This window comes from Prosthecobacter gellanilyticus, assembly GCF_007992435.1.
Lineage (GTDB): Bacteria > Verrucomicrobiota > Verrucomicrobiia > Verrucomicrobiales > Verrucomicrobiaceae > Prosthecobacter > Prosthecobacter gellanilyticus.
Genome location: NZ_BKAG01000010.1, coordinates 145243 through 170854 on the forward strand (window position 1 = coordinate 145243; position 25612 = coordinate 170854).

19 protein-coding genes are annotated in these 25612 nt (G+C 59.8%); 12 read left to right on the forward strand and 7 right to left on the reverse strand.

The window, feature by feature from the left end; genetic code table 11:
- Positions 1-102: 102 nt before the first annotated feature.
- Positions 103-2433 (reverse strand): c-type cytochrome domain-containing protein, encoded by a 2331-nt coding sequence (locus tag BGE01nite_RS09150; protein ID WP_170266687.1) that lies wholly within the window; start codon positions 2431-2433, stop codon positions 103-105.
- Positions 2434-2691: 258 nt separating this feature from the next.
- Between BGE01nite_RS09150 and BGE01nite_RS09155 the strand changes: the two genes are divergently transcribed.
- The 8 genes from BGE01nite_RS09155 (at position 2692) to BGE01nite_RS09190 (ending at position 10599) form a co-directional block, all read left to right on the forward strand.
- Positions 2692-3117, forward strand: coding sequence for a hypothetical protein (locus tag BGE01nite_RS09155; protein WP_146850142.1), 426 nt, complete (start codon positions 2692-2694; stop codon positions 3115-3117).
- 73 nt (positions 3118-3190) lie between these two features.
- On the forward strand, positions 3191-3913 hold the full coding sequence (locus BGE01nite_RS09160; protein WP_146850143.1) for a class I SAM-dependent methyltransferase: 723 nt from the start codon (positions 3191-3193) through the stop codon (positions 3911-3913).
- Positions 3914-4066: 153 nt separating this feature from the next.
- Positions 4067-4615, forward strand: a complete 549-nt coding sequence (locus BGE01nite_RS09165) for a hypothetical protein (RefSeq protein WP_146850144.1) — start codon at positions 4067-4069, stop codon at positions 4613-4615.
- A gap of 46 nt (positions 4616-4661) precedes the next feature.
- The gene (locus BGE01nite_RS09170) at positions 4662-5054 is read left to right on the forward strand and encodes a VOC family protein (RefSeq protein WP_146850145.1); all 393 of its coding nucleotides are present in this window, start codon (positions 4662-4664) and stop codon (positions 5052-5054) included.
- Between the two features lie 260 nt (positions 5055-5314).
- Positions 5315-5707, forward strand: coding sequence for a carboxypeptidase-like regulatory domain-containing protein (locus BGE01nite_RS09175; RefSeq protein ID WP_170266688.1), 393 nt, complete (start codon positions 5315-5317; stop codon positions 5705-5707).
- A gap of 203 nt (positions 5708-5910) precedes the next feature.
- A complete protein-coding gene (locus tag BGE01nite_RS09180) occupies positions 5911-7923 on the forward strand; it encodes an ATP-dependent helicase (protein WP_146850147.1) in 2013 nt (670 codons plus the stop codon).
- 146 nt (positions 7924-8069) lie between these two features.
- Complete coding sequence (locus tag BGE01nite_RS09185) at positions 8070-9323, forward strand: right-handed parallel beta-helix repeat-containing protein (RefSeq protein ID WP_146850148.1); 1254 nt, start codon at positions 8070-8072, stop codon at positions 9321-9323.
- An 82-nt stretch (positions 9324-9405) separates the two neighbouring features.
- Positions 9406-10599 (forward strand): hypothetical protein, encoded by a 1194-nt coding sequence (locus BGE01nite_RS09190; RefSeq protein WP_146850149.1) that lies wholly within the window; start codon positions 9406-9408, stop codon positions 10597-10599.
- 58 nt (positions 10600-10657) lie between these two features.
- Here BGE01nite_RS09190 and BGE01nite_RS09195 read toward each other — a convergent pair whose 3' ends face one another.
- Entirely contained in the window at positions 10658-11581 is a 924-nt protein-coding gene (locus tag BGE01nite_RS09195; protein WP_146850150.1) for a transglutaminase family protein, read from the reverse strand.
- 48 nt (positions 11582-11629) lie between these two features.
- Between BGE01nite_RS09195 and BGE01nite_RS09200 the strand changes: the two genes are divergently transcribed.
- The 3 genes from BGE01nite_RS09200 to BGE01nite_RS09210 are packed head-to-tail and all read left to right on the forward strand — an operon-like array spanning position 11630 to position 14783.
- Entirely contained in the window at positions 11630-12628 is a 999-nt protein-coding gene (locus tag BGE01nite_RS09200; protein WP_170266689.1) for an enolase C-terminal domain-like protein, read from the forward strand.
- Positions 12629-12658: 30 nt separating this feature from the next.
- Positions 12659-14344, forward strand: coding sequence for an AAA family ATPase (locus BGE01nite_RS09205; RefSeq protein WP_246145690.1), 1686 nt, complete (start codon positions 12659-12661; stop codon positions 14342-14344).
- Complete coding sequence (locus BGE01nite_RS09210; RefSeq protein ID WP_146850152.1) at positions 14334-14783, forward strand: hypothetical protein; 450 nt, start codon at positions 14334-14336, stop codon at positions 14781-14783. The genes BGE01nite_RS09205 and BGE01nite_RS09210 overlap by 11 nt, the downstream gene beginning before the upstream one ends.
- Here the strand turns inward: BGE01nite_RS09210 and BGE01nite_RS09215 are convergent.
- The 4 genes from BGE01nite_RS09215 to BGE01nite_RS09230 all read right to left on the reverse strand — a co-directional run bounded on the left by BGE01nite_RS09215 (position 14764) and on the right by BGE01nite_RS09230 (position 19193).
- Positions 14764-15381 (reverse strand): hypothetical protein, encoded by a 618-nt coding sequence (locus tag BGE01nite_RS09215; RefSeq protein WP_146850153.1) that lies wholly within the window; start codon positions 15379-15381, stop codon positions 14764-14766. The genes BGE01nite_RS09210 and BGE01nite_RS09215 overlap by 20 nt on opposite strands.
- 18 nt (positions 15382-15399) lie before the next feature.
- Positions 15400-16890 (reverse strand): sigma-54-dependent transcriptional regulator, encoded by a 1491-nt coding sequence (locus tag BGE01nite_RS09220; RefSeq protein ID WP_146850154.1) that lies wholly within the window; start codon positions 16888-16890, stop codon positions 15400-15402.
- 91 nt (positions 16891-16981) lie between these two features.
- The gene (gene tsaB / locus BGE01nite_RS09225) at positions 16982-17635 is read right to left on the reverse strand and encodes a tRNA (adenosine(37)-N6)-threonylcarbamoyltransferase complex dimerization subunit type 1 TsaB (RefSeq protein ID WP_146850155.1); all 654 of its coding nucleotides are present in this window, start codon (positions 17633-17635) and stop codon (positions 16982-16984) included.
- A gap of 451 nt (positions 17636-18086) precedes the next feature.
- Positions 18087-19193 carry a WD40 repeat domain-containing protein gene (locus BGE01nite_RS09230; RefSeq protein WP_146850156.1) on the reverse strand — a complete coding sequence of 369 codons (1107 nt, stop codon included), beginning with the start codon at positions 19191-19193 and terminating at the stop codon, positions 18087-18089.
- A gap of 336 nt (positions 19194-19529) precedes the next feature.
- Here BGE01nite_RS09230 and fabD point away from each other — a divergent pair, with 336 nt between their 5' ends.
- Positions 19530-20462 carry an ACP S-malonyltransferase gene (gene fabD, locus BGE01nite_RS09235; protein ID WP_146850157.1) on the forward strand — a complete coding sequence of 311 codons (933 nt, stop codon included), beginning with the start codon at positions 19530-19532 and terminating at the stop codon, positions 20460-20462.
- A gap of 66 nt (positions 20463-20528) precedes the next feature.
- Here fabD and BGE01nite_RS09240 read toward each other — a convergent pair whose 3' ends face one another.
- Positions 20529-25607 (reverse strand): DUF1800 family protein, encoded by a 5079-nt coding sequence (locus BGE01nite_RS09240; RefSeq protein WP_170266690.1) that lies wholly within the window; start codon positions 25605-25607, stop codon positions 20529-20531.
- Between the last annotated feature and the right edge of the window lie 5 nt (positions 25608-25612).

Sequence of the window (25612 nt, forward strand, 5' to 3'; positions counted from 1 at the left end):
GGCACCACTTCCCGTTCCACCATCCCCCGGCCCGGTCAAGCCAGCGCTGCCCACTTGATCCGGTCCCGGCTCTCGCGTCTCCGTGTCTTCATCCTTCTCCGCTCACTTCCCAAACTTCCCGATCACCCTCCCCGTTCCCACCTCCCACACATGCAGCACGCCATCCTCACCACCCGCGACCAGGACATCTCCGGCCTTCGTCGCTGAGAGAGTGTTCATGAAGTCCTTTGCCCCTTCCAGCAGCTTTACTTGAGCACCATTGCTGTCGATCAGGCGCACCTTCCCATCGCCGGAGGTGGTGGCCGCGGCATCACCACCGCCGAGATAGCGCAGCGCCGTCACCTCTTTGTCCCAGCCGTCCACGTTTTTGCGCCGCTCGCCGGTGGTCCAGTCCCAGACCTTCACCACATTGTCAGCACCCGAACTGGAGAGCACACGCCCATCCGCACGCCAGGAAACGCCGAGCACATGATGAATGTGCCCCTCAAAAAGCTTCACCATCTTGCCACTGCTGACCTCCGTGATGCGCACTGCCTTGTCCGCGCCACCGGAAGCCAGATGCTTTCCATCGGGTGAAAAATCCAGGCTTAACACTGCATCCAGATGCCGCTCATCATAGTGCGCCGTCATCTTGCCTGAAGCCATGTCCCACAGGGTGATGTCACCGCTGCGTGAAGGCTCGCCGCTCCCTACTGCCACCGTCCGACCATCCGGTGAAAGCGCCAGCGCATTCACCCGGTCCGTGATCGGTGACTTGCCATCGCCAGTGCCAAACATGCGCTCGAGAGTCCAGCCAGAGCGCGAGACATCCGGAATCAGCACGCTCCCCTTGTCACCTGTGACAAGGCACCCTTCATCACTCGGCCAAACTAAAGATGCTATCACGCCCGCATCACTCACCGTGACCGACCTCACAGCACGACCGGTCACCATCGACCAGAACCGCACCACATTCCCACCATCGCTCGCCGCCAGCTGAGTGCCGTCGGACGAGAAGGCCAGAGCTTTGAGAGCCGGAATTGCCGAGGCGCGAGCCTTGTCTGCCTCAGTCTTCGCAGCCGCTGCCGCATCCTGCGCTTTCTTGGCAAGACCGGAGGCATTCTGCGTTGCCTTCACGGCTTGAGCAGCTTTGGCCGAAGCTTCCGTGACCACCTTGATCTCATCTGCCGTGTCTGTGATGGCTTCCTCCGCACGCTTCAGGCCCTCCTGCGCCGTCTTCGCATCACTCACCGCTTTCTCGGCCTTCGCCAGGGCTTCAGTCTGCTTTTTCGTTAGGCCTTCATCAGGCTTCTTGTCCACCGGAAGCTTGGCGATCTCCGCATCCACCTCTTGGGCTGCCTTCTCTGCGGCAGCTTTAGCATCCTCCTTGGCCTTGCTGTCCTTGCGCTTGTCCTCCAGCGCCTTCTTGGCTAGATCGGCCAGCTCATTCGCCTTCTTCAGACGTGCCGCGAGATCCGTCACATCCTTCTCCGCCTTCTTGATCATCTCATTCTGCCACACCACTTCCACCGAGGCGCGGGCATGGGCATCCGACTTCTCCGCGAACAAACGATCTGCATCTTCATCGCTGGTGATCTCCAGCATCATCTTCCCGGTCGCCGTCTCCCAGATCTTGATCTTGTGATCGGCACCCGCTGTGGCGATCCGCTGCTCATCTGGGCTTAGCACCATGGCCGACACAGCACCGCCGTGCTTCAACTCACGCAGCACTTTGCCCGTCGCTTGCTCGACCAAAGACACGGCATCCGCCACTCCTGCCGCCAGCTTGAACTTGCCTCCCGCCGCTGTCTTCGGAGCAGGCACCACACGCGGCGTTGCATCGGCACGCTTCCAAAGCTTCACCTCACGATAACTCCCCGTCAGCAGCCTCTGCCCATCAGCAGTAAAAGTCAGCGACGGTACGATGTCTCGATGCGCCACTCCGGGCTTCTTGTACAGCCCGGACTTCATCAGACCCTCATCCGTCAGCCGCGTTACCAGGGTCCCCGTGGGCACATGATAGACAGAAACTTGGTTACCCCGCGCCGCTGCCGCATAGCTTCCATCCGCCGTCACCCCTGACGCAAAGATCGGCGCAAACGCTGCCGACAGTGGTTCCCACGCGATGACCTTCTCCTGCCGCCCCGCATGATGCGCGCCCTCATCGATCCACGTCCTCAACAGCGCCAGTTCCTTCTCATCCAGCGCCATCGCGCCCACTTTGTTCGTCTTCGGCGGCATTTCCGAATCCCAGTCCCCCGCAGCCGCTTGATAGATCAGGCTCTTCGCCCCGGCTCCCGCCTCAATCCCCTTCCCGCTCTCACCGCCCTTCACCATGAGCTCCGGCGTCTCCATGTTCAGCCCCGCCTTCGTCGTCGTCTTATTGTGACAGGCGATGCAGTTGTCCTTCAAAAACGGCAGCACCTCCTTTTCATAATTGATCGGGGCTGCCATCGCGGAAGCTGCGATCATTGAATGGAGGAAGATAGAATAAAAACCTGCACGAGCCATGATGGACACATCATACGGTCTCAAAAACCGACTTCGCTCACACCGTCGGCGCATTTGCCTGAATCAGGGTTGTTAGAGGACCGCCACTCAACAGCAAATAAAAGCGGATGCAGGCAATGACCTAGTGTGCATTTGTCGTTTCATAGACGCTGCTCGCCGTCGCCTGATTTAAAGCGTTCGCCACAATCTGATTACCCGTTTATGAAATGGTCCTGGAAGATATTTTGCATCCAACTGGTCGTGCTTTTTGGAGCTGCCCTTGGGGCGTCAATCATCGTTAGCAAGATCATCGACGCGCAACGAGGCATAGAAGCGCCGGATTCGACTATCCCAGCTATGCGAATAGGTGGAATTCTAGCGTGTGTTCTATTCTCGGCGATAGGAGGATGGAAGCGTTGGAACCCCAAGATGGCGCTCGTAAATGCAGCCATTGTTTCTGGACTCTACGCCAAGCTGCCAGGCACATTTTTAGGCGTTCTTTTTGGTGCCGCGGCCTATTTCATTGCAAGCAAGCTTCATGATCTTATCTCATTCTACACCTTGCCAGCAGACGCACCTGAGGACCATCCTGACTCAGGGAATCAACCCACTCACGAACAAGCAAGGAGCGAAAGAGATGCCGCTTAGCGGACTCAAGCTTGAATGCATGGCCTTGGTGAGGGCATCGCTGGCGGGACACTAGACGTTAGATCACCAGTCCATGCCACCTCCATCCCCTCCCGCCGCCTTCGGCCCCGAGCACGCCGCAGCCTATGATCAACGTTTCGCCAAGCTGGCCCCCATGCGTGATGCGTTGCATCTCCTGATCGGCGCTCTCCTGGCTGATCTGCCCGCCAATGCACGCATCCTTTGCGTGGGTGCAGGGACAGGGCATGAACTGCTCTACCTCGCGCAGAAGTTTCCGCAGTGGCAGTTCACGGCGGTGGAGCCTTCCTCTCCGATGCTCGCCCTCTGCCGACAGAAGGCTGAGGCCAGCGGCATCGCGCATCGATGCGTGTTTCATGAAGGTTACCTCGACAGCCTCCCGCCCTCGGAGCCGTTCGATGCCGCCACTTCCCTGCTCGTCTCCCAGTTCGTTCTCGAACCAAGCGCGCGGGTCGGCTTTTTCAGGACCATCGCCGGGCGCTTGAGGCCTGGCGGCTTTCTGGCGAGCGCCGACCTCGCCTCCGACACGTCTTCCGCGACCTACCGCAGCCTGCTTGAAGTCTGGCTCCGCCTCATGAGAGAGACAGGTTCCCCGCCCGAGCAACTCGCGCGCATGCCCGAGACCTACCAAAAGGATGTCTCCATCCTGCCTCTGGATCAGGTAAGCTCCATCATCACCTCCGCAGGCTTTGACACACCCGTGCTGTTCCTCCAGACGTGCCTTATCCATGCCTGGTATGCGCGACGAATCCCAGCAGAGACGGAAAAATCTGCGTAAGCGTGTGATAACACTGCCCGCCTCCACACAGCTCTGGGCTCTGCAGCAAGCGTCAAGACGGCCAGCAACTGTCCGCCCATATTCATTCTTGCTCCGCCAAAGCCTCCCGTTTAGCAGATGTCGTTCACTCAGATTCCTCCGGAACTTCTTCCTATGAAAGCCGCCGCTCCTCATGCCACCGTCTGCCGGTTGTCTCATCTCTCATGGTTCTGGATCGCCGTCATCCTGCCTCATTGGCTGATGGCTCAGGCGTCGGGCCCGTGGAGTGCGACCCTGCTGGAGAAAGCTTTTCATATTGGCGATGAGAGCATCCCCGCCTTCGCGACGCCCAATCCATCAGGCGACAAGTTCAAGGGCGAATTCACGCTCCCGGCAAACGTCAGGCACGGCATCACAGATACGATCTACGTGGTGATGGATGCTTCGGATCTGACCTCGCGTGCGGACAAGGATTCCGTCAAGCTTCTGCGCAAGGGTCTGTTCGTCACCAAGCTCCTCATCAATGGCGTGGTGGTGGATGATCTGAACAAGTACGTGCGGGGCAAGGAAGGAGCTCGAAACATCGAGCACCTCGTCATCCCGGTGCGTGGCGACAAATTCAAAGGCGGCCCGAACGTCATCGAGATCATCCCCGGTTCTGATTTTCGCAACCTTGAAGACTTTGAGATCCACAAGCTTGTGATCTCGTCGAAGGCTCCTTGATGCCGGAGACTGGAGCCAAACCGTCCAGGGCTCGCCAGCACCCACCATGAACCTCGAACAAATCGACCACATCGCCCTGCGCTGTGCCTCGCCTGAGGCGACCAAGGAATGGTACATCAGCACACTGGGCTTTGAGCATGTGTATCCAGGTTTGTGGTCTGGCAGCCCCATCGTTCTGCGTCTTGGATCCACCTTGATCACTCTCTTTCCCGAGAAGGAAAATGCACCGCCTTCCGCCAGCGGCCGTGCCTGGCACCTTGCTCTCCGCGCTGCCACCTATGCCGACTTCCAGGAAGCCCAGACCGAGTTACGAGGCAAAGACATCTCTTTCCAGTTCCAGGATCACCAAATCTCTCACTCGATCTATTTCATCGATCCTAACGGCTTCCTGCTGGAGATCACCACTTACGATCTCCCTGGGCGTGACAAAAGCGCCTAATCAAATAAGCGGCATGGCCATAGCCTCTCCCACCTCCGCAGCCGGCATCCCTCCCGATAGCAGCGCTGCCACTGTGGAGTGGTCAAAGCCAGATGCCACGCTCACAAAGCTTTGACTGGCATCCAGCCGGTGACCTGCTCTCATGCGTCGTCCGCAGTCAAAACCTCCTCCCCCAGCAGTCCATCCCTTCTCCTATGTGCAAGAGCATCCTCCCGGTCGCCTTGATGGCAGTGATCAGTTTGTTGAGCGGCTGTGTACCCATGCCGTCGACCACCCCGGTTTTCCCTAACCTCACAGGCAGGGTCGTCGATGCGGAAGGCTTTCCGCTCCCTGGGGCTCATGTCATCGCCGAACGCGCAGGCTACGTCCGGCAGGGCGTGACCTCGAAGAGGGGTGAGTTCAAGCTCCGGGCGGTGACACAGTCACATTATGCTGTCATCTCAGGCCCTCCGGGAGTGAAGCCGCCGCCATGGTTCTGGCAGCACGAGCGCGAACACACGCCGCTGACTCTGACCGCCTCGGCTCCCGGCTATGAACCGGCCACGCAGACCATTCCCTGTGAGCCAAAGGTTCCCTTTGTTCTGGTGATGCCCAGCAACATTGAGTTCCAGCTTTTCATGACCAACCAGCGCGCTGTGGCGATCCCGGAGTAAAGAGTCCCCAAAGATTCACGCATCTGCGCAGGCATGGGCGCCGCAGATAGAGTGTCTGGCAGCACCTGCCCTTTGGAGGTGCTGCAAACAGACTTCCCAAGGTTGTCCAGCGAAGCTTTAAAGGCCGCGAAAAAAGTTGTCTTGGAGAGTCTCATTTTCGGCCTTGCATCCGGCCTCTCCCTCCCCAAACGGGAGCGCACTCCATGAGCGGATTCACCGGCACTCTCAACCCCCAGCAACGACAGGCAGCGACCCATATTCACGGGCCGCTTTTGATCCTCGCGGGCGCGGGCACGGGAAAGACGCGTGTGGTCACAGCGCGCATCGCTTACATGATCAATGAAGGCATCAAGCCGGAAAACATCCTGGCAGTGACCTTCACGAACAAAGCGGCCACGGAAATGCGTGAACGTGTGAAAGACATGTGCCGTGGTGATGCCGGCAAGAAAGTGGGCGTGGGCACCTTCCATGCCTTCTGCGCCCGACTGCTGCGCGAGTTTGCCCCCTACGTGGGCTACAAGCAGAACTTCGTCATCTACTCCCAGGGCGAGCAGATCAGCCTCATGAAGCGCGCCATGAAGGATCTCCTCATCAAGGAAGAGACCCTGGACCCGCAGGCCGTGCTGACGAAGATCAGCAAGGCCAAAAACTATGGCGAAAGCCTGGGCGATCCGCAGATGGACCTCACCGCTGCTGTGGGTGAGAAGTATCAGAACGAAATGCGTGCGCTGAACGCCATGGACTTCGATGATTTGCTCTGCCTCGGCGTGCAGCTTTTGGAGAACCATGCGGACGTGCGCTCCGTCCTGCATCGCCGTCACAAGTTCCTGATGGTGGATGAGTTCCAGGACACGAACAGCCTGCAGATGCGTCTGCTGCGCGCCCTGGTGCCAGCGCCTTACAACGTTTGCGTGGTGGGTGATGACGACCAGTCCATCTATGGCTGGCGTGGTGCCGAGATCACGAACATCACCGAGTTCGAGAACTTCTTTGAGAACCCGACCGTGGTGAAGTTGGAGGAGAACTACCGCTCCACCACCCCGATTCTCCACACGGCGAACAGCCTCATCGTCAACAACGCCGGACGTCGTCCCAAAAGCCTTTGGAGCCGCAACGCGGGCAGCGCCCCGGTGCGCATCATCGCCGTGCAGGATGACAAGGAAGAGGCGGACATGGTCTCCAAAGAGATCGAGCGCGCCCACTTTGCCGACAAGGAACCCTTTGAGAACTTCGCTGTGCTCTTCCGCACAAACGACCAGAGCCGCGTTCTCGAGCAGGCATTCCGGGCCAAGAAGATCGCGTATCGAGTCATCGGCGCGCGCAGCTTCTTCGACCGGCGCGAGGTGAAAGACATTCTGGCCTACCTAACGATTCTTCATAACCCGCATGATGACATCTCGCTCCTGCGTGTGCTGAACACACCCACGCGCGGCATCGGCACCACCACGGCGGAGCTGGCCCGCGAACGGTCCATGGAGAAGTTCCATAGCGTCTGGGTGGCGCTTTGTGATGAGGACTTCCTGCGGCAGATCCCGGAGAAGGCGCGCACAGCCATCCGCACCTTCACAGCTCTCATCAGTAAATACGCGGCCTCTGCCCAAACCCAGGGCGTGATCCTAGCTGACCTGACCGAGCACCTCATCCTGGAACTCGGCTATCGCGAGTATCTGCAAAAGCTCGCTAAGAAGCCCGAGGAATACAACAGCTGGGACAATGGACTCTCCGAGTTCATGAACCAGATCTCCCGCTATCAAGAGCGCAACAACAAGGAAGGTCTGGCCGGCTTCCTGGATGAAGTCACCCTGGGGGATGATCGCGAGGAGAAGGACGACATTGAAAAGAAGAAGGGCGTCTGCCTCATCACCATGCACGCCAGCAAGGGTCTTGAGTTCCCCATCGTGTATCTGCCGGGTCTTGAGCAGGGCATTCTTCCGCACAAGCGCAGCTATGATGAAGGCCGCGTGGATGAAGAGCGCCGCCTCTTCTACGTCGGCATTACCCGTGCACGCTTGAAGCTCACCATCAGCTTCGTGCGCACCCGCATGAAGTGGGGCAAGCCTCAGACGGAGCTGCCAAGTCCCTTCCTCAAAGAACTGGATCGCACCTACGTCGAGGACATCGACTACACCCAGCACATGAAGGAAGCCGTGGGCCAGGAGGAGACCACGAATTTCTTTGCTGGCTTGAAGGCCATGCTCTCTTCTGACCAACCATAAGTTAGGCTCATCCTGGCCGCAGGCGAACTCTCCAGAGTTCGGCACCTGTGATCTCACGCCGCACATCACAACCCGGCTGCGCCCCCATGACCGGCGAGTCACGATGACAGGCCGGGGGCCCGACTGTCGTTTCCCTCCCCTGCCTCATGATCCGCGCCGTCCTCGCCAGCATACTCCTTCTCCAAGCCATCCACGCTGCTCCTCCTTATGAGCCGGCCTGGGCCTCGGCCCAACCCAGGCGTGTCATCCAGCACACGGACATCAGCGGAGCATCTCTGGTCAAAGCTGTGGAGGCCCTGCAACCGGGCGACCGACTGGAGATCGCCGCAGGCACTTACAGCATCGAGCGCATGTGGGACCTGCGCCTTCGGGGCTCTGCGGAGGCACCCATCTGGATCGTTGCCGCCAAAGATGCCCAGGTCATCATCACGCGCCCTGATGACAAACAGAACGTCATCAACATCGGTCAGTCGGGCCCAGTCGACTATCTCTGCGTGCGTGGGATCGAGTTCACCGGCGGCAGCCATGGCATGCGGATCGGCCATTGCAACGAACTGTGGATCGACCAATGCCACATCCACCACACCGGCGCGGTCTGCCTCAGTGCCAACAGCGCCGACTCGAGCCACCTCTTTCTCACCCGCAATCACCTTCATCACGGCAGCGGCCATGGGGAAGGCATGTATCTCGGCGGCAACAACGCCAGTTACATCATGAGCGAGAGCGTCATCGCGCTGAATCACATCCACGACTGTGGCGGCAGCCAGGGAGATGGCATCGAAGTCAAGCAAGGCTCCTGGGGAAACCTCATTGCCGAGAACCATGTGCACGACACTCAGTATCCCTGCATCACGGTGTATGGCACCGCCGGAAAACCCGTAAACATCATCGAACGCAATCTTTGTTACCGCAGTGGCGACCACGTGATGCAGGTGCAGGGAGAGGCCATCGTGAGAAACAACGTGCTCGTCTCCGGCAAAAGCTCCGGCTTCGGCAGCACCGATCATCAGGGCAAGACCACGAATCTCCAGGTCGTCCACAATACCATCGTCAACACCGGCCACGCCTTCAGCGGCGGCTCCTGGAATGCCCGCGAAGGCATGGTCCTCGCGAACAACATCATCTATTCCAAAGACAGCAACGCGCTGCACTTCGCCAATGGCCGAGAGGGAGTCACCATCACCGGCAACATCGTTTTGGGCTCCGGTCCCAAAGACGGCTGCCATCTCGGGCGCAGCCTTGAGCAGGATCTGCCTGGTCTAACCTGGGATGCCGTCAGACACGATGCGGCACCCGCCCCAGAAGCTCCCTTTCTCCACGCAGCGAAAGAATATTTGCTGCCGGCTGACATCCACGGAGCTGCACGCACCACCTTAACCAGTGGAGCGGTTGCCCGCTGATCTGGCACGAAGATCCGCGCTGGAAACTTCGAGCAGATTTCCAGTCACCTTCATCCATGATGTCCTAATATAGACGTCATCCATGCTGAATTCAGTCCCTCCGCCGCTCCCGGCCTCCCTCCAGGAAATCACGGCCCCGCCGAGCACCTGGCTCTCCACGCTCCTGAGCCTAGTCCTCGGTCTCTTCACCTTCAGCGCAGTGCTCGCCGTCCTGGATGACCTCACGATCGCCACGGTCGGCAAACAGTACTTCACAGTCTTTCGCGTGCTGGCCTTCCTGCCGCTGCTGCCGGTGGGCATGGTCGTGTTTCTCATAGTCGCATTTCAGCCTGGCATTCCAAAGCGTGTCTTCATGACTGTCGCCTTGTTCGTGCCGTTCGCCACGGTGGCCTCGTTTTCTCTCTACACGGTCTTTTATCCTCACGTGGCGTGGGTCAGTCTCTTCATCTCATGGGTGCAGTTGCTCACGGCCCTGCTTTGCATCCGCACCTTGAGAGGTTCCATGCTGCCGAAGTGGCCGCTGGTTCCCGCTACAAGCTTTCACGAGAAGCCTTTCCGTTTCCTGCACCTCGCGGGTGTGATGATCATCGGCATCATTGCTGTCCCAGCCACGTTGGTTATGGGCACGCTCTTTGCCGGAAAGCTGGCCGTGCGTCAATTCACCGATGGCTTCGTGGATGTCTCATTCTCCGGTGTCTCCACGGAAGTGCGCGACTACGTCCGCGATGATGGCAAGAAGGTCACTCTTGTGCCCATGGCCCATGTGGGCGACAGCAAGTTTTATGAGGAACTGGGAGCATCGTTCCCGGCAGATTCCATCGTTCTCATGGAAGGCGTGAGCGATCGTCAAAAGCTTCTCGAAACTCCGGCCAACTACGGCAAGCTCGCCGCACTCATCGGAGCTGCAGAGCAGCAAAAGGTCTTCAAGCCTCAAGGCACCGTCATCAATGCTGATGTCGATGTCAGTGAGTTCTCGCCCGAGATTCTCGCCCTTCTCAAGAAAGCGCTGCTCATCCATACCAAAGGCATCACCCCTGAAACCATCTCAAGCCTGCTCGAGGCATCCTCGTCACCCGGCATCGAGCAGCGCCTCAATGACGACCTCATCATCAAGCGCAACCGTCACCTGCTCCAGGTCATGAACGAACGCCTTCCAGAGACCCGGCATATCATCATCCCCTGGGGAGCCGGCCACATGCCTGACATCGCCAAGCAGATTCAGGGCTCAGGCTTCCGAGAGGTGAGCAAGGAGAAGAGGATCGTTTATCAGTTCTAAATAGAGGGAGCCTCCGAACCACGAATCAACATTCGTTAGGCAGAGAGTCAGCGCCTCGTCATTCACTCTGCGGCATCACATCTACCGCGACCTCCAGGCGCTGCTCACCGGCACCGATAGTCACGCCGCGGAGGGGGCTGACATCGCTAAAATCACGACCCCAGGCGACTGTGATGTGGCGGTCGGAGGGCAGCACGTTGTTGGTGGGATCCGCATCCATCCAGCCCACGGCTTCACCACAGTACACAGACACCCAGGCATGCGAGGCATCAGCCCCCACAAGCTTGACCTGACCAGGAGGAGGCAGAGTCTCCAGATAGCCGCTGACATAGCGCACCGGCAGTCCCAGGCTGCGCAGGCAGGCGATCATCACCTGCGCGAAGTCCTGGCAGACTCCGCGGCGCTTCTTCAGCACCTGCTCCACGGGCGTGGCCACATCCGTGGCGGCAGGATCAAAAATGAAGTCCTCATTGATGCGGCGATTCAGGTCACACACCGCCTCGAGAATGGGCCGGTTCGCCGGAAAGGAAGGGCGCGCATAGTCCGCGAAGACACTGCCCACCGGGATGAGTTGAGACGCAAAGACCAGCTCCCCGGCCATGCTGGCGGGGGTGGCCCGGTCGGCACGGCAGGCATCCCGCACTGTCTCCCAGGCGGGTGTGGCGGCGGGGGAGATCGGCTCGCTTCGAGCCACCTCCACCAGACTACGGGCGATGACCTCCAGCTTCTGGTGAGAGCCCTCGATCTCGAAATACACGCAGGTGTTTCCAAAGGAGTCTGCCCGCTCAGCGCGCTGCATGGGGCTCGGGCGGATCGTCACCTCATGCCAGGGACACTCCTGAAAGGGCATGTGCCGGGGTTCGAGGCGGGCCATGTAGTGGCCCACGGTCACAGGACTCTCGTAGGTATAGGTGGTGCGATGAACGATATGATAGCGCACGGTTGGGTGGCTGGGTGGTGGCGCGGTAATCTTGACGAGCATGGAAGAAAAGTCCTGGGATTCCTTCCGCCTTGTGAGTTCAATACCGGCATGCCGGAAATCGAACTCAAAACGCTGCACCTCACCACTCCATTTCGCATCGCGCACGGGGCATCGAGCACAAGACAGGTGGTCAGGTTGAAAGAAGGTGACTCCATCTCCGAAGCACCGTTCGTGCCGTACTATCACGAAGATATCGAAAGCACGCTGGAGTGGCTTCGCCAGCCCCAGGGCAAGCCACCCACCCGAGCCGCGGCCCTCGCTCTTGACCTCCTCAAGTGCGACCAGGACTGCCGGGCACGAGGTGCCGGTCTCTCATCCTTGGTGCCAGACCACCTCCCCAAAAAATCCGGCCCCATTCCCGCCTGCCGCAGTTTCAGCATCCCCACGGATTTCTCGGACTTCGCCAAGCTGGTGGCTGAAACCGCCCACCAGTTTCTCATTCTCAAGCTGAAGCTAGGCAGCGGTGATCTGGAGCATGATCGCCAGATCGTCACCACGGCCCGGAACTCAGCTCCAGGTGCCACCATCATCGCGGATGTGAATGGCGGCTGGACCGTGCAGGAAACGCAGCAAATGCTGCCCCATCTCGTGGATCAACGTCTCATCTTGCTGGAGCAGCCCTTCCATCACGATCATGGGATCGAGCCCTGGAAGGAGCTTCATCGTCTCCGCACACGCAATCCGGCCGTCTCGATCATCCGCATCTATGCCGACGAGAGTGCTCAGACCGCCGACGATGTCCCCAAACTCGCGCCGTATGTGGATGGCTTGAATGTGAAGCTCTTGAAGTGCGGGACCTTCGGCGGAGCCGTCCGTATGATCGAAGCCATCCGCAAGCAGGGCCTGGGAGTACTGCTTGGCTGCATGATCGAAAGCAGTCTCGGTATCACGGCAGCCGCGCATCTGGCCCGGTGGGCGGACCTCGCCGACCTGGATGGCCACCTCTACCTCGCGGATGACGACTTCGCGGGAGTCACGTTTGATGCGGACGGGTTCCTTCAGATGCATGAAGGACCAGGCATCGGGGCGGTGCCGATTCCAAGATAGGGAGCGGATTGTAAAGCCTGGGCCTTGCCCATGAGGCGTATTTCACAGACACTCACCATCATCATGAGCGACTCGCCCATCGACCCGCCCCAGCCACCGCAGAAGCCTTTCCCCTCACCGGAGGAGATCACGCGGAAGCTGGAGGACTTCATCAAGAACAGCCTCGGAGGACAGGTGATCTTCTCACGCGTCGAGCCGCATGATCTGGGCAGCAAGGCCCCGGAGGCTGAAGATGGGCCGCCAGCGCCGGAGCCGCCTGCAAACTCCAGCATCTTCGACTTCCGCTACAAGCCGGCTGACATCAAAGCCTACCTGGATCGCTTTGTGATCCGTCAGGACGAGGCCAAGAAGGTGCTGGCCACGGCGGTATGTGATCACTACAACCACGCCCGCATGCTGCGGGAGAACGAGTCCAGGAAGGGTTCCTCGCCGCTGGAGTTCTCCAAGCAGAACGTGGTCATCACCGGGCCCACGGGTGTGGGCAAGACCTACCTCGTCAAACACATCGCCGATCTCATTGGCGTGCCGTTTGTGAAGGCAGACGCCACCAAGTTCAGCGAAACGGGTTATGTTGGCGCGGATGTGGACGACCTCGTCCGAGATCTTGTGGCCAAGGCGAATGGCGATGTCGAACTGGCCGAGCACGGCATCATTTATCTGGATGAGATCGACAAGCTGGCCACGGGCGGTGAGGGCCGCATCGGACGCGATGTCAGCGGCCGTGGCGTGCAGACGGCGCTGCTGAAGCTCATGGAGGAAACTGAGGTGCCGCTCTACGCCGCCAACGACTTCCGCAGCCAGATGAAGATGATGTTCGACATGCGCCAGGGCAAGGGCGGCGGACGCGAAGTCGTGAACACGCGTAACATACTTTTCATCGTCAGTGGCGCCTTCAACGGCATCGAGAAGATCATCGAGAAGCGTCAGGCCAAGGCCACGATCGGCTTCGGGGCCAAGATTGCAGACAAGCCTAACAGCGATGATCTGCTGCGCCAGGCGACGACGAAGGACTTCATCGACTACGGTTTCGAGGCCGAGTTCATCGGCCGACTGCCGGTTCGCGTGTTCTGTGATTCACTCACGGCGGATGACCTTTTCCAGATCATGAAAATGAGCGCCGGAAGCCTGATCCGCCAGTATGAGCGCGAGTTCCATGCCTATGGCGTGCGTGCCATCTTCCAGGATGATGCCCTGCATGTGCTGGCTGCCCGCGCCGCCGAGGAGAAGACCGGTGCCCGCGGTCTTGTCACGGCCTGGGAAAAGGTGCTGAGAGATTTCAAGTTTGAGCTGCCCAGCCTCGGGCTGCCGGAGATCATCATCGACTCTACCTTGGTGAATGATCCCGCCGCCACGCTGGCCCGCTGCCGCCACGATGCGGAGAACCTCCACACGAATGTCCGCGCGGATGAGGTTCGCGCCTTTGCCGCCCGCTTTGCCGAGGAGAATGGCTTCACTTTGGTGTTTGATGGCTTCGCCATCGCCGCCCTGGTGCAGAGGGCTGAGCGGGAGGGCAGCTCCATCGACGCCATGTGCGCCCGGCTTTTCAAGGACTTCCCTTTCGGGCTGCAATTGATCTCCCGCACGACTGGCCAGACGGTTTTTCATCTTGACCGCCATGCGGTCGATGCGCCAGACAGGTATCTGAGCGATCTCGTCGTTCACTCTTACCGTCCGCCTGAACCTGCCAGCACCTACCCTGCCCCGAATGAATCGTAATCGTGCCACCGTCCTTTTTGTTGGCGTCCTCGTCTGCGCCCCGCTCCTGGCACTTTATCATTTTGGCATCTTCCCCGAGGCAGCGAAGTGGCTCTCCGCCCGCCTGCCAAACCTGCTGGTGCTTCCCGTGGCCACGCTGAAGCTTTCCCTGCCCCTGCAGTATGCCTTTTACACCGCTCTGGCCTTCAGCAGCGCCTGGCTCGGCATGGAAATGGAAGCCGCCTGGAAGAAATACCTTTATTTGTTAGGCCTGAGCTTCCTCATCCTGCTGCTCACGCCCATCCTGGCCCTGAACGGCCTTTTGTTTGAGCCATTCTCCGGCATCCTCGCCGCCAGCTTTGCGATGCTGATTGGCGTGATGCTGGGAGACAGGCGGACCGACCTCATGCCAGAACCTGCAGTCGTTGCCGTGGTGGAAGCTAAGACTTCCGCTGAATAAACCGCGCCGAGTAAATGCGGCTGGTGAGAGCTGACAGCTTCACCGGCTTTTCGCCTCGTCTCAGGGGATCACGGGCCAGATACTCGGTGCCTTCTTTGCCGACGATGATGACCCAGTGCGGCACGCCATGCGGCAGCACATACTTGACCACGGGATAAGCGCCGCTCTTTAGTGCCCAGTCGAGGTCTGAATGCAGCGGGCGGGATGTCACCTTTGCATGAATATGGTTGGAGGTGATCTGCGGCAGCGCGCCCCAGACGAGCCAGCCGGCGCTGGTGAACCCGCCTTTCGCGGTGAGCTGCTCGTTCAGTTCCTTCGGTGTTCGAAGCTCCCCGAGGTTCGTGCAGGCCATGGCCACGCTGCACACGGTGCAGCCAATGTGCGCCAGTGGCTCTGTGGTCTTGCCTAGTTTGTCTGATCCCCAGCGCGGGTCATTCTGCATGTAAGTGCCACTGGTGTCAGGCAGCATCACCGTCATCGCCTCGCCACCGGTCGCTGAGATGGAGCCGGGTGTTCTGGCTCGCAGGTTCATCCACACGATCACGGCTCCCGCTGCCAGCACGAGCAGCAGAAGCACGCTGAAGACGATTCGTTTCATGGCAGGACAGCGTCTGCATCAAACCGCAGCAGGCTTCTTGCCACCTGCCTTCTTCGTCGCAGTAGCAGCAGCACTGGTTCCGGAAGTTGCGGCCGAGGCATGAGCATGGTGATCAGCCTTTGCCTCCACCTCAGCAGCCGGTATGCCGAGGAACTTCGCCGCCTTGGCGGTATCTTCCTCATAATGACGCAGTGCCAGACGGCAGAGCTCTTTTTCCACCCATGGGAGGAGATCGATGTCAGGCTGGGTCTGCGCCACGCTGATCAGGCTGGAAAGCGCATCACGCATGCGGGTCACTGTGTTCGCCGGATGGGTGAAGCGGCTGTTCGCGATGCTGCCCAAAGGGATGTCCGAGGGCAGGAGGACGTCCGAGTTTGCCAGGGCACAGGCACGCTGGATGGTGTTCTCCAGCTCACGCACGTTACCGGGCCAGTCATAGGCTTCCAGCAGGGCGAGAGCATCATCCGTGAAGCGCATCACCGGTCCGCGACGGCGGGCCGACTGGCGCTGTAGGAAGAACTCAGCCAGCAGGCGCACGTCTTCACGACGCTCACGAAGCGGCGGGATGTGGATGCGCACCACATTCAGGCGGTAAAAAAGGTCTTCACGGAAGGTTCCCTTCCCCACTTCGGTTTCGAGATCCTTATTGGTGGCCGCCAGGATGCGCACATCGCACTTCAGTGTCTGGTTGCTGCCCACTCGGCAGAACTCACCTTCCTGAAGCACGCGCAGCAGCTTGCTCTGCACAGCCAGGGGCATGTCACCGATTTCATCCAGGAAAAGCGTGCCACCATCACACTGCTCAAAACGGCCCACACGCTGGTTCACGGCGCCGGTGAAGCTGCCCTTCTCGTGACCGAAAAGCTCGCTTTCCATCAGGTTGTCCGGGATGGAAGTGATGTTGATACCCACGAACTCCTTGGTCGTCCTCGGGCTGAACTTATGCACCGCACGGGCCACCAGTTCCTTGCCGCAACCGCTCTCTCCCGTGACCATGACCGGCGCGTCACTTCGGGACACGCGGCCGATCATCTTAAACACATCCTGCATGGGTGCCGAACGGCCGATGATGGTCTCCTGAATTGTCTCCGTGGGCACCTCGCTGGCCTGGGCACGGGTCACCTTGCGGCTTTCATTGGCCCGCAGCGCGCTCTCCACCACGGTTCGCAGTTCGTAAGGCAGCTTTTCCTTCCCGAGCACATCGTAGGCACCCAGGCGCATGGCCTCGATCACGTTGCTGTTGCTCGCCAGACCGCTGAAAAGAATGACCATGGCGTTTGGATCCGTCATGCGCAGGCGCTTGAGCAGTTCGATGCCAGAAGTGCCCGGCAGCCGGACCTCTGCCAGCACCAGATCAGCGCGGGCTTTTTGGTAGGAGGCCACTGCCTCCTCTGTGCGCTCGGCTGTGACCGTGACGACTCCGGGAGCCTTCAAATGGTTGCAAGCCCAACTCAAGAAGTCTGAGTCGGCATCCACGATGAGAATCCGTGAGTCCTGAAGAGATGACATTTGGCTGTGAAAAGGTTCTTTCGTAGCCGGTTGATTTCCCGGCGTCAACACCCCTTCTAACCCCGAAACCTCACATCCTCAAATCTGCATCTCATGCAGAGGGCACTTGTTTGCCTGCTTTTCGCGCCACAGTGATGAAAGCCTCCTGCAAATAAAAAGGCTCCAAGGGTTCCTCAGCACGGCTTATCACCTCATTTTCAGGTAGTTGTGAAACCAGCCTGCCCAGTGAGACTACATCTGGATGCGCCAAGGTAACGACATCCAGACCGAGAGGCACCTTCGCATCAAAAGTCAGCCAGGTCCCCCCAGCCTCGACAAGGGATGCGGCTTCTTCCGCAATCATCAGGCGGGGTGCCTGCACCATGCGGCCAAATTCCACCACTGCGTGGTAGTATTGCCCACGCCTTGCATCCCCCAAAACCGAGTAAGTCCCCACCTTCGAGGTAGCGATGGACGGCCATCCAAGAACTGGCCAGCCGCGAGACAGAGCCACTCCCTGGGCAGCAGCGATGCTGATGCGCACCCCGGTATAGGATCCCGGTCCGGTGCCGATCACCAGCACAGCGCTTCTCCCCTGAGGGATGGCGGCGAGGGCTTCCGTCAGCGGCGCAAAGACCTGCGCATTGTGGGACCGCTCAGACTGAAACGTAGATTCAAACAGCACCTCTTCCCCGTCCACCACAGCCAATGCCCCACGGGACGTGGAGAGATCAAGGGCGAGGACAAGCGGAGACGGCTGGGACATGAAGCTCCCCTTTCCAACCACGGAAAGCCTGCCTTGGAAACATGAAAATGCCCCTCTCCACTCGGGGACCTCCGGACAAAAAGGAGGCGCGGGGTCCTTTCGGATCTCCGCGCCTAGCGGCCATTTCACTTGGACTCTTCATTGAAGTCGAGTTCCAAAGACGTGGTCACTGATGGATCGCCTGCCCCTTCACCGGCGGATGTATCACGCGCAGATTATTTCCAAACATCTGCCGCAGCCCTCCGCTCGGACAAAAAAGAGGCGCGGGGCTCTTTCGAGTCTCCGCGCCTGAAGGCCACTGGCTCATTTCTCTTCTTATGGTCGAGGCCTGAAGTCGTGGTCACTGATGGATCGCTGCTGATTCTCCGGGTGGATGTACTTGGGTGAAGTTTTTCCGCAGATTCCACAAAAACTTCCGGCGCTGGACAGCGCGGCCACTGTTTCGGATCATCTATTTGGCATGGATCCGCCACAAGCGTGCGGTCGTGTCGAAGCTCCCTGTCAGCAGCACGCGGCTGTCAGGACCGAAGGCAAGCGCACGCACCAGTTTGCCGTGCTGGAGCGGCAGGCCCACCGGCTGTCCGGTGGCGGCATCCCAGACATGCGCGGTGTTGCCGTAGCAGCCGGTCGCGGCAAATTTCCCATCCGGGCTGAACGCCACACAGCGCACGCCCGTGGGATGCTGGAGGGGCGGGCAGAGCGGCCGGCCGGTGGCCGCGTCCCAAAGTCGCGCCGTCTTGTCCATGCTGGCGGTGATCACACTCTCCCCCGTGGGGCTGAAGGCAGCAGCGCGTACCTGGTCGTCATGCCCCAGGGGTGGGGTCAGAGGCTGGCCGGTCAAAGCATTCCACACACGGGCCGATTTATCGAGACTGCCGGTCAGCAGCTTCGTGCTGTCGGGGCTGAAGGACAGGGATCGTATGGAACCTTCCTGCCGGACTTCGGTGCCAAGAAGCTTACCGGTTTGCGCATCGAGCAGCTGCGCGACGCTGCCGTTACCACTGATCGCCGCGAGCTTCGAATCGGGACTGAAGGCGACAGCGTAGAAGCGCTGGTGGTCGCCAATGTTATCGCCGACCGGCTGGCCGGTGCGTGCATTCCACAGGTGCGCTGTCCCGTCCGTCTTGCTGTCGTGACTGCTGGTAAGAATGACACCGCCATCCGGACGAAACGCCAGCGAATAGACAAACCCCGGATGCGGCAGGATGGCGACCAGCTTTCCGCTGGCCACATCCCAGAGTTTAGCGCCCTTGTCACTGCCGCCGACGACCTGCGCGCTGTCCGGACTAAACGCAACCGGGTACACCCCGCCCTCGTGCGGCAGCGGTTCGCCATGCAGTTTGCCGGTCGCCACCTCCCAGATGCGCAGGAAATGATCCGCGCAACCCGTCGCCGCCCACTTCCCGTCTGGACTCAGCGCGACCCCGTGAATGTCCGCCGGATGCGCCAACGGCGGAACCAGAGGTGACACCACAAACTCCTCGGCACGGAGCAGCATGGCTGGGACGATGATAGCGACGATAGCGGCGCGACAGAGATGCAGGGCGGAATGCGGCATGAACCAGAAACGACCGGAACACCGGGAAGTTTCCCAGGCACTTTTGACAGCGTGATCATGGACAGCAAAGAGGCGCGGACCTTTTAAGGGGTCTCGCGCCTGACGGCCACTTCTTCACGTGCTCTTCTTCATCGGTCGAGCTTAAAGTCGTGGTCAGTGATGGATCGGGCCTGTCCTTCTACGCGGATGCATCACGACACATTTTTTCTCTTTTCTTTGGGCCAGTGCCCGGCAGGCCTGGTCAGGAAACTGAGGCACAAGGGCTTGCATCGCCGGATGGCCGGTGCTCAATGACTCTTCCAACCGTCTCACCAACCTCCTCCCACTTTCCAATTCATGTCCAAACCCGTCGTTCTCCTCTTCGCTGGCCAAGGTGCTCAAAAAGTCGGCATGGGCAAAGATCTCGCTGAGTCCTTCCCCTCCGTCCGCGCCCTCTTTGACCAGGCTGATGCCGCCATCGGCTACTCCCTGACCCAGATGATGTTTGAGGGCCCGATGGAAGAACTGACGAAGACCAGCCGCTGCCAGCCTGCCCTGTATGCGCACGGTCTGGCCTGCCTCAACGTACTGAAGGAAAAGGTTCCCGGTCTCCAGGTCGCCGCCACGGCCGGGCTCTCGCTCGGCGAGTTCACCGCACATGCGGCAGCTGGCACCTTTGATTTCGCCACAGGGCTGAACCTCGTCTTCCAGCGCGGCAGCTTCATGGAAGAAGCCTGCGAACAGACCAAGGGCGCCATGCTGGCCATGCTCGGTGGTGAAGAGAGCGCCATCCGCGAGCTTGCTGCTGAATGTGATGTCGATGTCGCCAACCTCAATGCCCCCGGCCAGATCGTGCTGAGCGGGAGTGTGGACGGAATCAATGCCGCTGCAGCGAAGGCCAAGGACAAAGGCATCAAGCGTGCCATCCCCCTCCCTGTGGCCGGCGCTTATCACAGCCGTCTCATGAAGAGCGCGCAGGACAAGCTTGCCGCAGCGCTTGCCAGCGCCGCGATCGCCGAACCAACTGTGCCGGTGGTGTGTAACTACGAAGCTCGCGCCGTGAAGACGCCGGATGAGATCCGTGCCACCCTCACCGCCCAGGTTACAGGCAGTGTCCGCTGGGTGGAGTCCATGCAGGCTCTGCGCGCCGCCGGTCATGAGCTGTTCATCGAACTCGGCCCTGATGCCACCCTTGCCGGTCTCATGGGCAAGATCGACAAAACGGCCAAGGTCATCTCCATCAAGGACCTCGCCAGCCTCGAGGCGGCGGTGGCTGAACTGAACGCCTAACATTCAATTTGGCTAACGCACGAAGCGGGACAACCCAAAAGGTTGTCCCGTCTTCATGTCAGGCCATCACCGCATCACCGCGCCCTCCGGCGTCACCAGCGCGAGATAAGCCGCCACACGCGCACGTGCAGTCGTTTGCGCGACCGGGATCTGCGACAGTGCATTCAAAATGAAGGTGCGACTGCTTGGCCGCATCTTGCCCGCGCAGAAGATCAGGTTCAGGTGGTCCACCAGGCGCTCGGGATTCGCGGCCAGATCCTTCTCGCGGGACAGGTCCACCGGGAAGTTATAGGTGTCCCACAGACGGAAACCATTCTCCAGCATGTCCCAAAGCCGGTTAGGATACGAGATGGCGCTGTAACTATCCGTGATCTGGAAAACCGGCGCCGTCAGATTGCTCTGAGTCAGCAGACCTGGAGCCTTGTAGTCCGGGCGATAGAAGTTGAAGACGCTCGGGGCATAGGTCGGCTCCTGGCGGCTGTCATTGTAGAAGTCATTCCAGTCCCACCACAGGAGGTCAGGCACCTGCTTCATGCCAAAGGCGCGAGCGAGAGCCATGGCACGAATCACAGGTTCCTTCAGACGGCCGAAGGAAGCACCTTCTGTGTAGCGCGGATCACGTGCTTCGACATCCAGCAGGATGGCCCGCACCACGGCGCCTAGATCACCGCGCACACCGCTGCCATTGTTGGCAAACACCGCGCTCACGCGCTGCACGTAGGCGGGACTTGGATTGTCTGTCACCAAGAACTGAATCAATTGCTTCCCGATGAACACCCCAGTGTTGGGATGATTGAAGAGGAAATCGAGCGAGTCGGTGACATCACGCAGGGCATTTTCATCCGTCATCGGACGTGCTGGCAGAACAAGGCCGCCGAGCAGCGCCTTCGTGCCGAAATCGTGATACTCCGCATGCAGGCTCATCGGCGTGGCATAGTCCTGCTCCGTCCACCCGCCGCCGAACCAATTGTGATTGCCGAACCAAAAGCCTGTCATCACACGCGCGAGCTGGGTGATGTCCGCATTGGTGTAGGTGGGGATGGGCTGGCCAAAGCCATCAAGCTGCCTTGAACCATCCGGATTCAACTGCCAGAGGCCGATAGTGAAGAGCTGCATGACCTCACGCGCATAGTTCTCATCCGGATAACGGTTGATGGAGGGATCAGCCTTCTGATTGCCCACATGGCTGAGGTAGCGGCCCATGACCGGATGCATTGTCACCTCGGCGAGAATGTCCCGGTAGTTGCCAAAGGCATGACGCACGAAGATGTCATAGTAGTCAGCGATGCCGAGGCAGCGGTTCTCGATGTTTGCATCACGGCGTGAAGTCACCAGGATCTGGTTCAAAGCAAAGGCCACGCGCTGACGAAGCTGGTCCTCCCCCTGGATGACCGCGCGCGCAAAGGCGGTCTTCATGTTGTTGCCAAAGAGGAAGAGGTCAGGCTCGTCACCGCCATAGCTGTAGTCCAGCTTCTGGCGCTCCCCCAGCATGTCCGCATAGATGCCCTTGATATAGCCGGCATGATGTGTCGCCGGCTTGCCCACCTGCTCAGTGATCCAGGCTTCGTAGCCGAGCTGCTGCACGCGCTGGATGTCCTCCAGCGTCGGCCCAAAGGTGCCCTGCATGAGGAATCGAGAGGCCTGTGGCCGCGAGATGCCAGCGGCACTGCTTCCAGCCCCCGGGAAGCCACCGCTGCCTGCCGCCCCCTGAAACTGCTCCAGTAGCGTGGCGTAGTCTCCGCGCATGGTGCCTTCCGTGGTGCCGTCCTGGTTCGCATCCACCGGCACATCCGCACGAGTGCTGGAAGCATTCGTGGTGCTGGAGCCAAGCACATTGGTTTCCGTCCAGTCACTCACGCCATCGTTGTCGGTATCGATGTCCAGAACCCGGGCTTCATAGAATTTCGGCGGGCCAGATGTGATCACGCCTGTCAGCGTCTGACGATACTCCTCACCCACGGTCACCGGACTGCCCGCCACCTGGCTCCACGAGCTCATGTCCGTGCTCTGCCAGACGCGGTGCTGCTTGTAGCGCAGCAGCGGCCAGCGCAGCGTCAGGTCATTGCCCGTGCGCTGGGTGTCCACCCAGAGGCGCGACTTGGAATCAAACGGATTGGTGCCTGCGACGGCTTCATCGCCATTGCTCATGCCATCGCCATCCACATCGAGCAGAGAGTTGAGATTGAAACTGCCTGCCCACTGCTCCCAGGCATCGGACATGCCGTTGCCATTCAAATCCTCGCCCACGACACCGGAAGGCGCGCCGTGATGCATGGGAGGCTTGCTGCTGGCCAGCATGGGGTTGCTGCCGGCCTGCACCTCGGCGCCGTCCTTTGCCAGATCATCATCGCTGTCGGCATCATTCGGGTTCGTGCCCGCGAGATACTCACGCAAGTTAGTTAGGCCATCCGCATCACCATCCAGGGAAGCGTCCGCGGATGAGCTGATGTTCAGGCTATAGGTCGTCTCCCAGGCATTGGGCATGCCGTCTTCATCATTGTCAGCCCAGGCGCTGAAGGCGGGCATCTGCTCCAGGGCAGTGGGCTCGAAGAAAACCTGCACACCATCATGCGTCCACAGCCTGAAGCGATCTTCGTTAGGCGGGTCACGGCCGTCATCCCAAATGGCATTTCCATCCTGCACCCGGTTATGCGCAAAGCAGCCGTTAAAAGTGCTCGTCACGACTGTCTGGTTCGTGTCCATGTTCCGCACGGTGAAGGTCACATTCCAATTCGTCTGCACACCCGTGGGACAGGAGCCCTGCACACGAAACTGAAGGCGGTCCGAGATGTCCACCGCACCGTGATTGCTGAAGCCCAGCAGCGGTCCGAGATCCGTCGTGGGAGGACTGTTCCAGTCACTGTCCCAGATGCCCTCGCCATCATTGCTCGGGCTGCTGAAGGCACCGTTCGGATTGGAATGGAAGTACCAGGTCATGCGCCCGCCACGCCGGGTCAGGGCCATGTAGACGGCATCGTTGCCTGAGTTATCCTCGCTGTTCTGGATCGAGATGGAGAAAAGATCACCAGCACGCCAGTCATTCCCTTCATCCACCTGACCGCGAGTGTGATCCCACACCACCTGCACATTGTCCACGTTCCAATCAAAGCTGTTCGTGCCAATCGCCTGGATCACCGGCATGCGAGGCGTCATTGTATCTGACCCGCGGGGGTTCGTCCCTTGAGCTACTTCCTCACCATCGGAGCGTCCATCGCCATCGCTATCACTGACACTTGGCAAGGTCATGACTGGCTTCACAGCCAGTTCAGCACTGTCACTCAGGCCATCTCCATCCGTGTCCTTCAGCATGGGGTTGGTGCCAGTGTCAGTCAGACTCAAAAAGATTCCCGTTCCTGTCTCCACCAAGTCTTCGAGACCATCACCATCCGTGTCTCGCAAACGAGGGTCTGTGCGCCGGGTGTATTCCGCACCATTGCTCAGGTTGTCTCCATCCGCATCGAGGGAGGCATCGTTGACGCTCACCATGAGCTGATGCGCGAATTCCCACGCATCCGGCATTCCATCACCATCGCTGTCCGTGCTCATGTTCACGATCTGGATGGCATGGATGCCCCCTTCATGCCCGCTGTCGGAGATCATCCGCACATTCAATGATGAGCCGCTCACATTGCGGAAATGCAGCGTGTTGCCACGCCAGGTTTGGGTGGCATCAGAGACGATGGGCTCGACGAAGCTCTGCTGCGGCCGTGTGGTGGCGCTCAGGAAATAGCGATCGGTCGTGGCATTGTTGTTCAGGCGGATGCGCGCATGAGCCCCGTCATACACCGAGCCCGCATACACCACCACGTCATAGGTGATATACTGGATGCCAGACAGCGTCACACTGGCCTGCGTGGAGGAGGTGGCATTGAGATAACCATCCAGCAGTTTGCCCAGGGATGTGCTGCCATTGCTGCTGGCCCAGGCACCGCCGCTGGATGTCCATGCCAGTGTCACAGGCACGACCACGCCGGCGCTGTTCACCAGACTGTCCGCCACGGGGCTGACGATGTCTCCGTTGCCACCGTTTTGATTGCGCCAGCTTGTCAGAGCCCAGGTGCAGTTCCAGTTCCGCTGCGGAAAGAAGCCCGTCACGGCCTGGGGTGGCAGTGTGTTCAGCGGATGCACATCCGAGACAAACTTGATCCCGATCGCCGAATTGAAGAAAGGCGGAGTGCTGGCACCAGAGGCGGCATTGTAGCCAGTGCGCAGTTCCCAGGCATCCCCTGTCCCGTCACCATCGGTGTCTGCGAGATTTGGATTCGCCATGGGTGAAGCGACCAGTTCATCACCATCATTCACGGTGTCACCGTCCGTGTCCGATTTCAGCGGATCCGTGCCAGTGTTAGTGATGCTCACAAAGGTGCCCGTGCCAGTCTCAGCACCATCTTTGAGTCCGTCGTCATCACTGTCCGCATCCCGAGGCAGCGTGCCTCTTGTAAATTCCTGAACGTTAGTTAGGCCGTCACCATCCAGATCAAGAGCCGCATCGGATGCCAGATTGTCGTTCAGGCCATGATCCTGCTCCCACCAACGTGGCAGGCCATCACCATCCGCATTCAGCAGCGCCGTAGGATCAATCTCCAGAGTCAGCGCATCCGGGCTGATCCCGCCATCGGTCGAGGAGTCTGGCGGGGCGAGACGGGTGATCTCCAGCACGTTTTCGCCGGCCACCGGAGTGAAGCTGCCCGAGTTCACCTCAAGCACAAAACTGCCGTAGTCACGCACGGTGCGTGTGCCGAGCACGAACGAGGTGGCGAGATTGGCCCCGGTACGCCAGCGCACCCGGAAGGCGTGAATGCCGTAACCTTCATTGTAGCCGCCGCCGGGCAGTTCCCAGGAACCCCAGCAGTGATGGAAGTTCAGACGGATGCGCGCGGTGGACGTGGCTTGGGCCGGGGTGAGATTGAAATGAATGCGGCGAGTCGGGCTCCAGTCGCTGAAGCCGCTTTCAAAATTCGTCCAGGGCTCTGACACTGCCACCGTGCCGATCGGGGTCGGGTAGGTGCCTGCCAGGTAGTAGTCGTTATCTTTCACGTACGCACTGCCCGGGGCATTCGTGGGTCCACTGGTCCAGTTGAACTCCTCTGGATTGCCATTCCAGTTCCCGATCGACCACAGGGTGACAAAGTCAGCCTTTGCCACCCAGG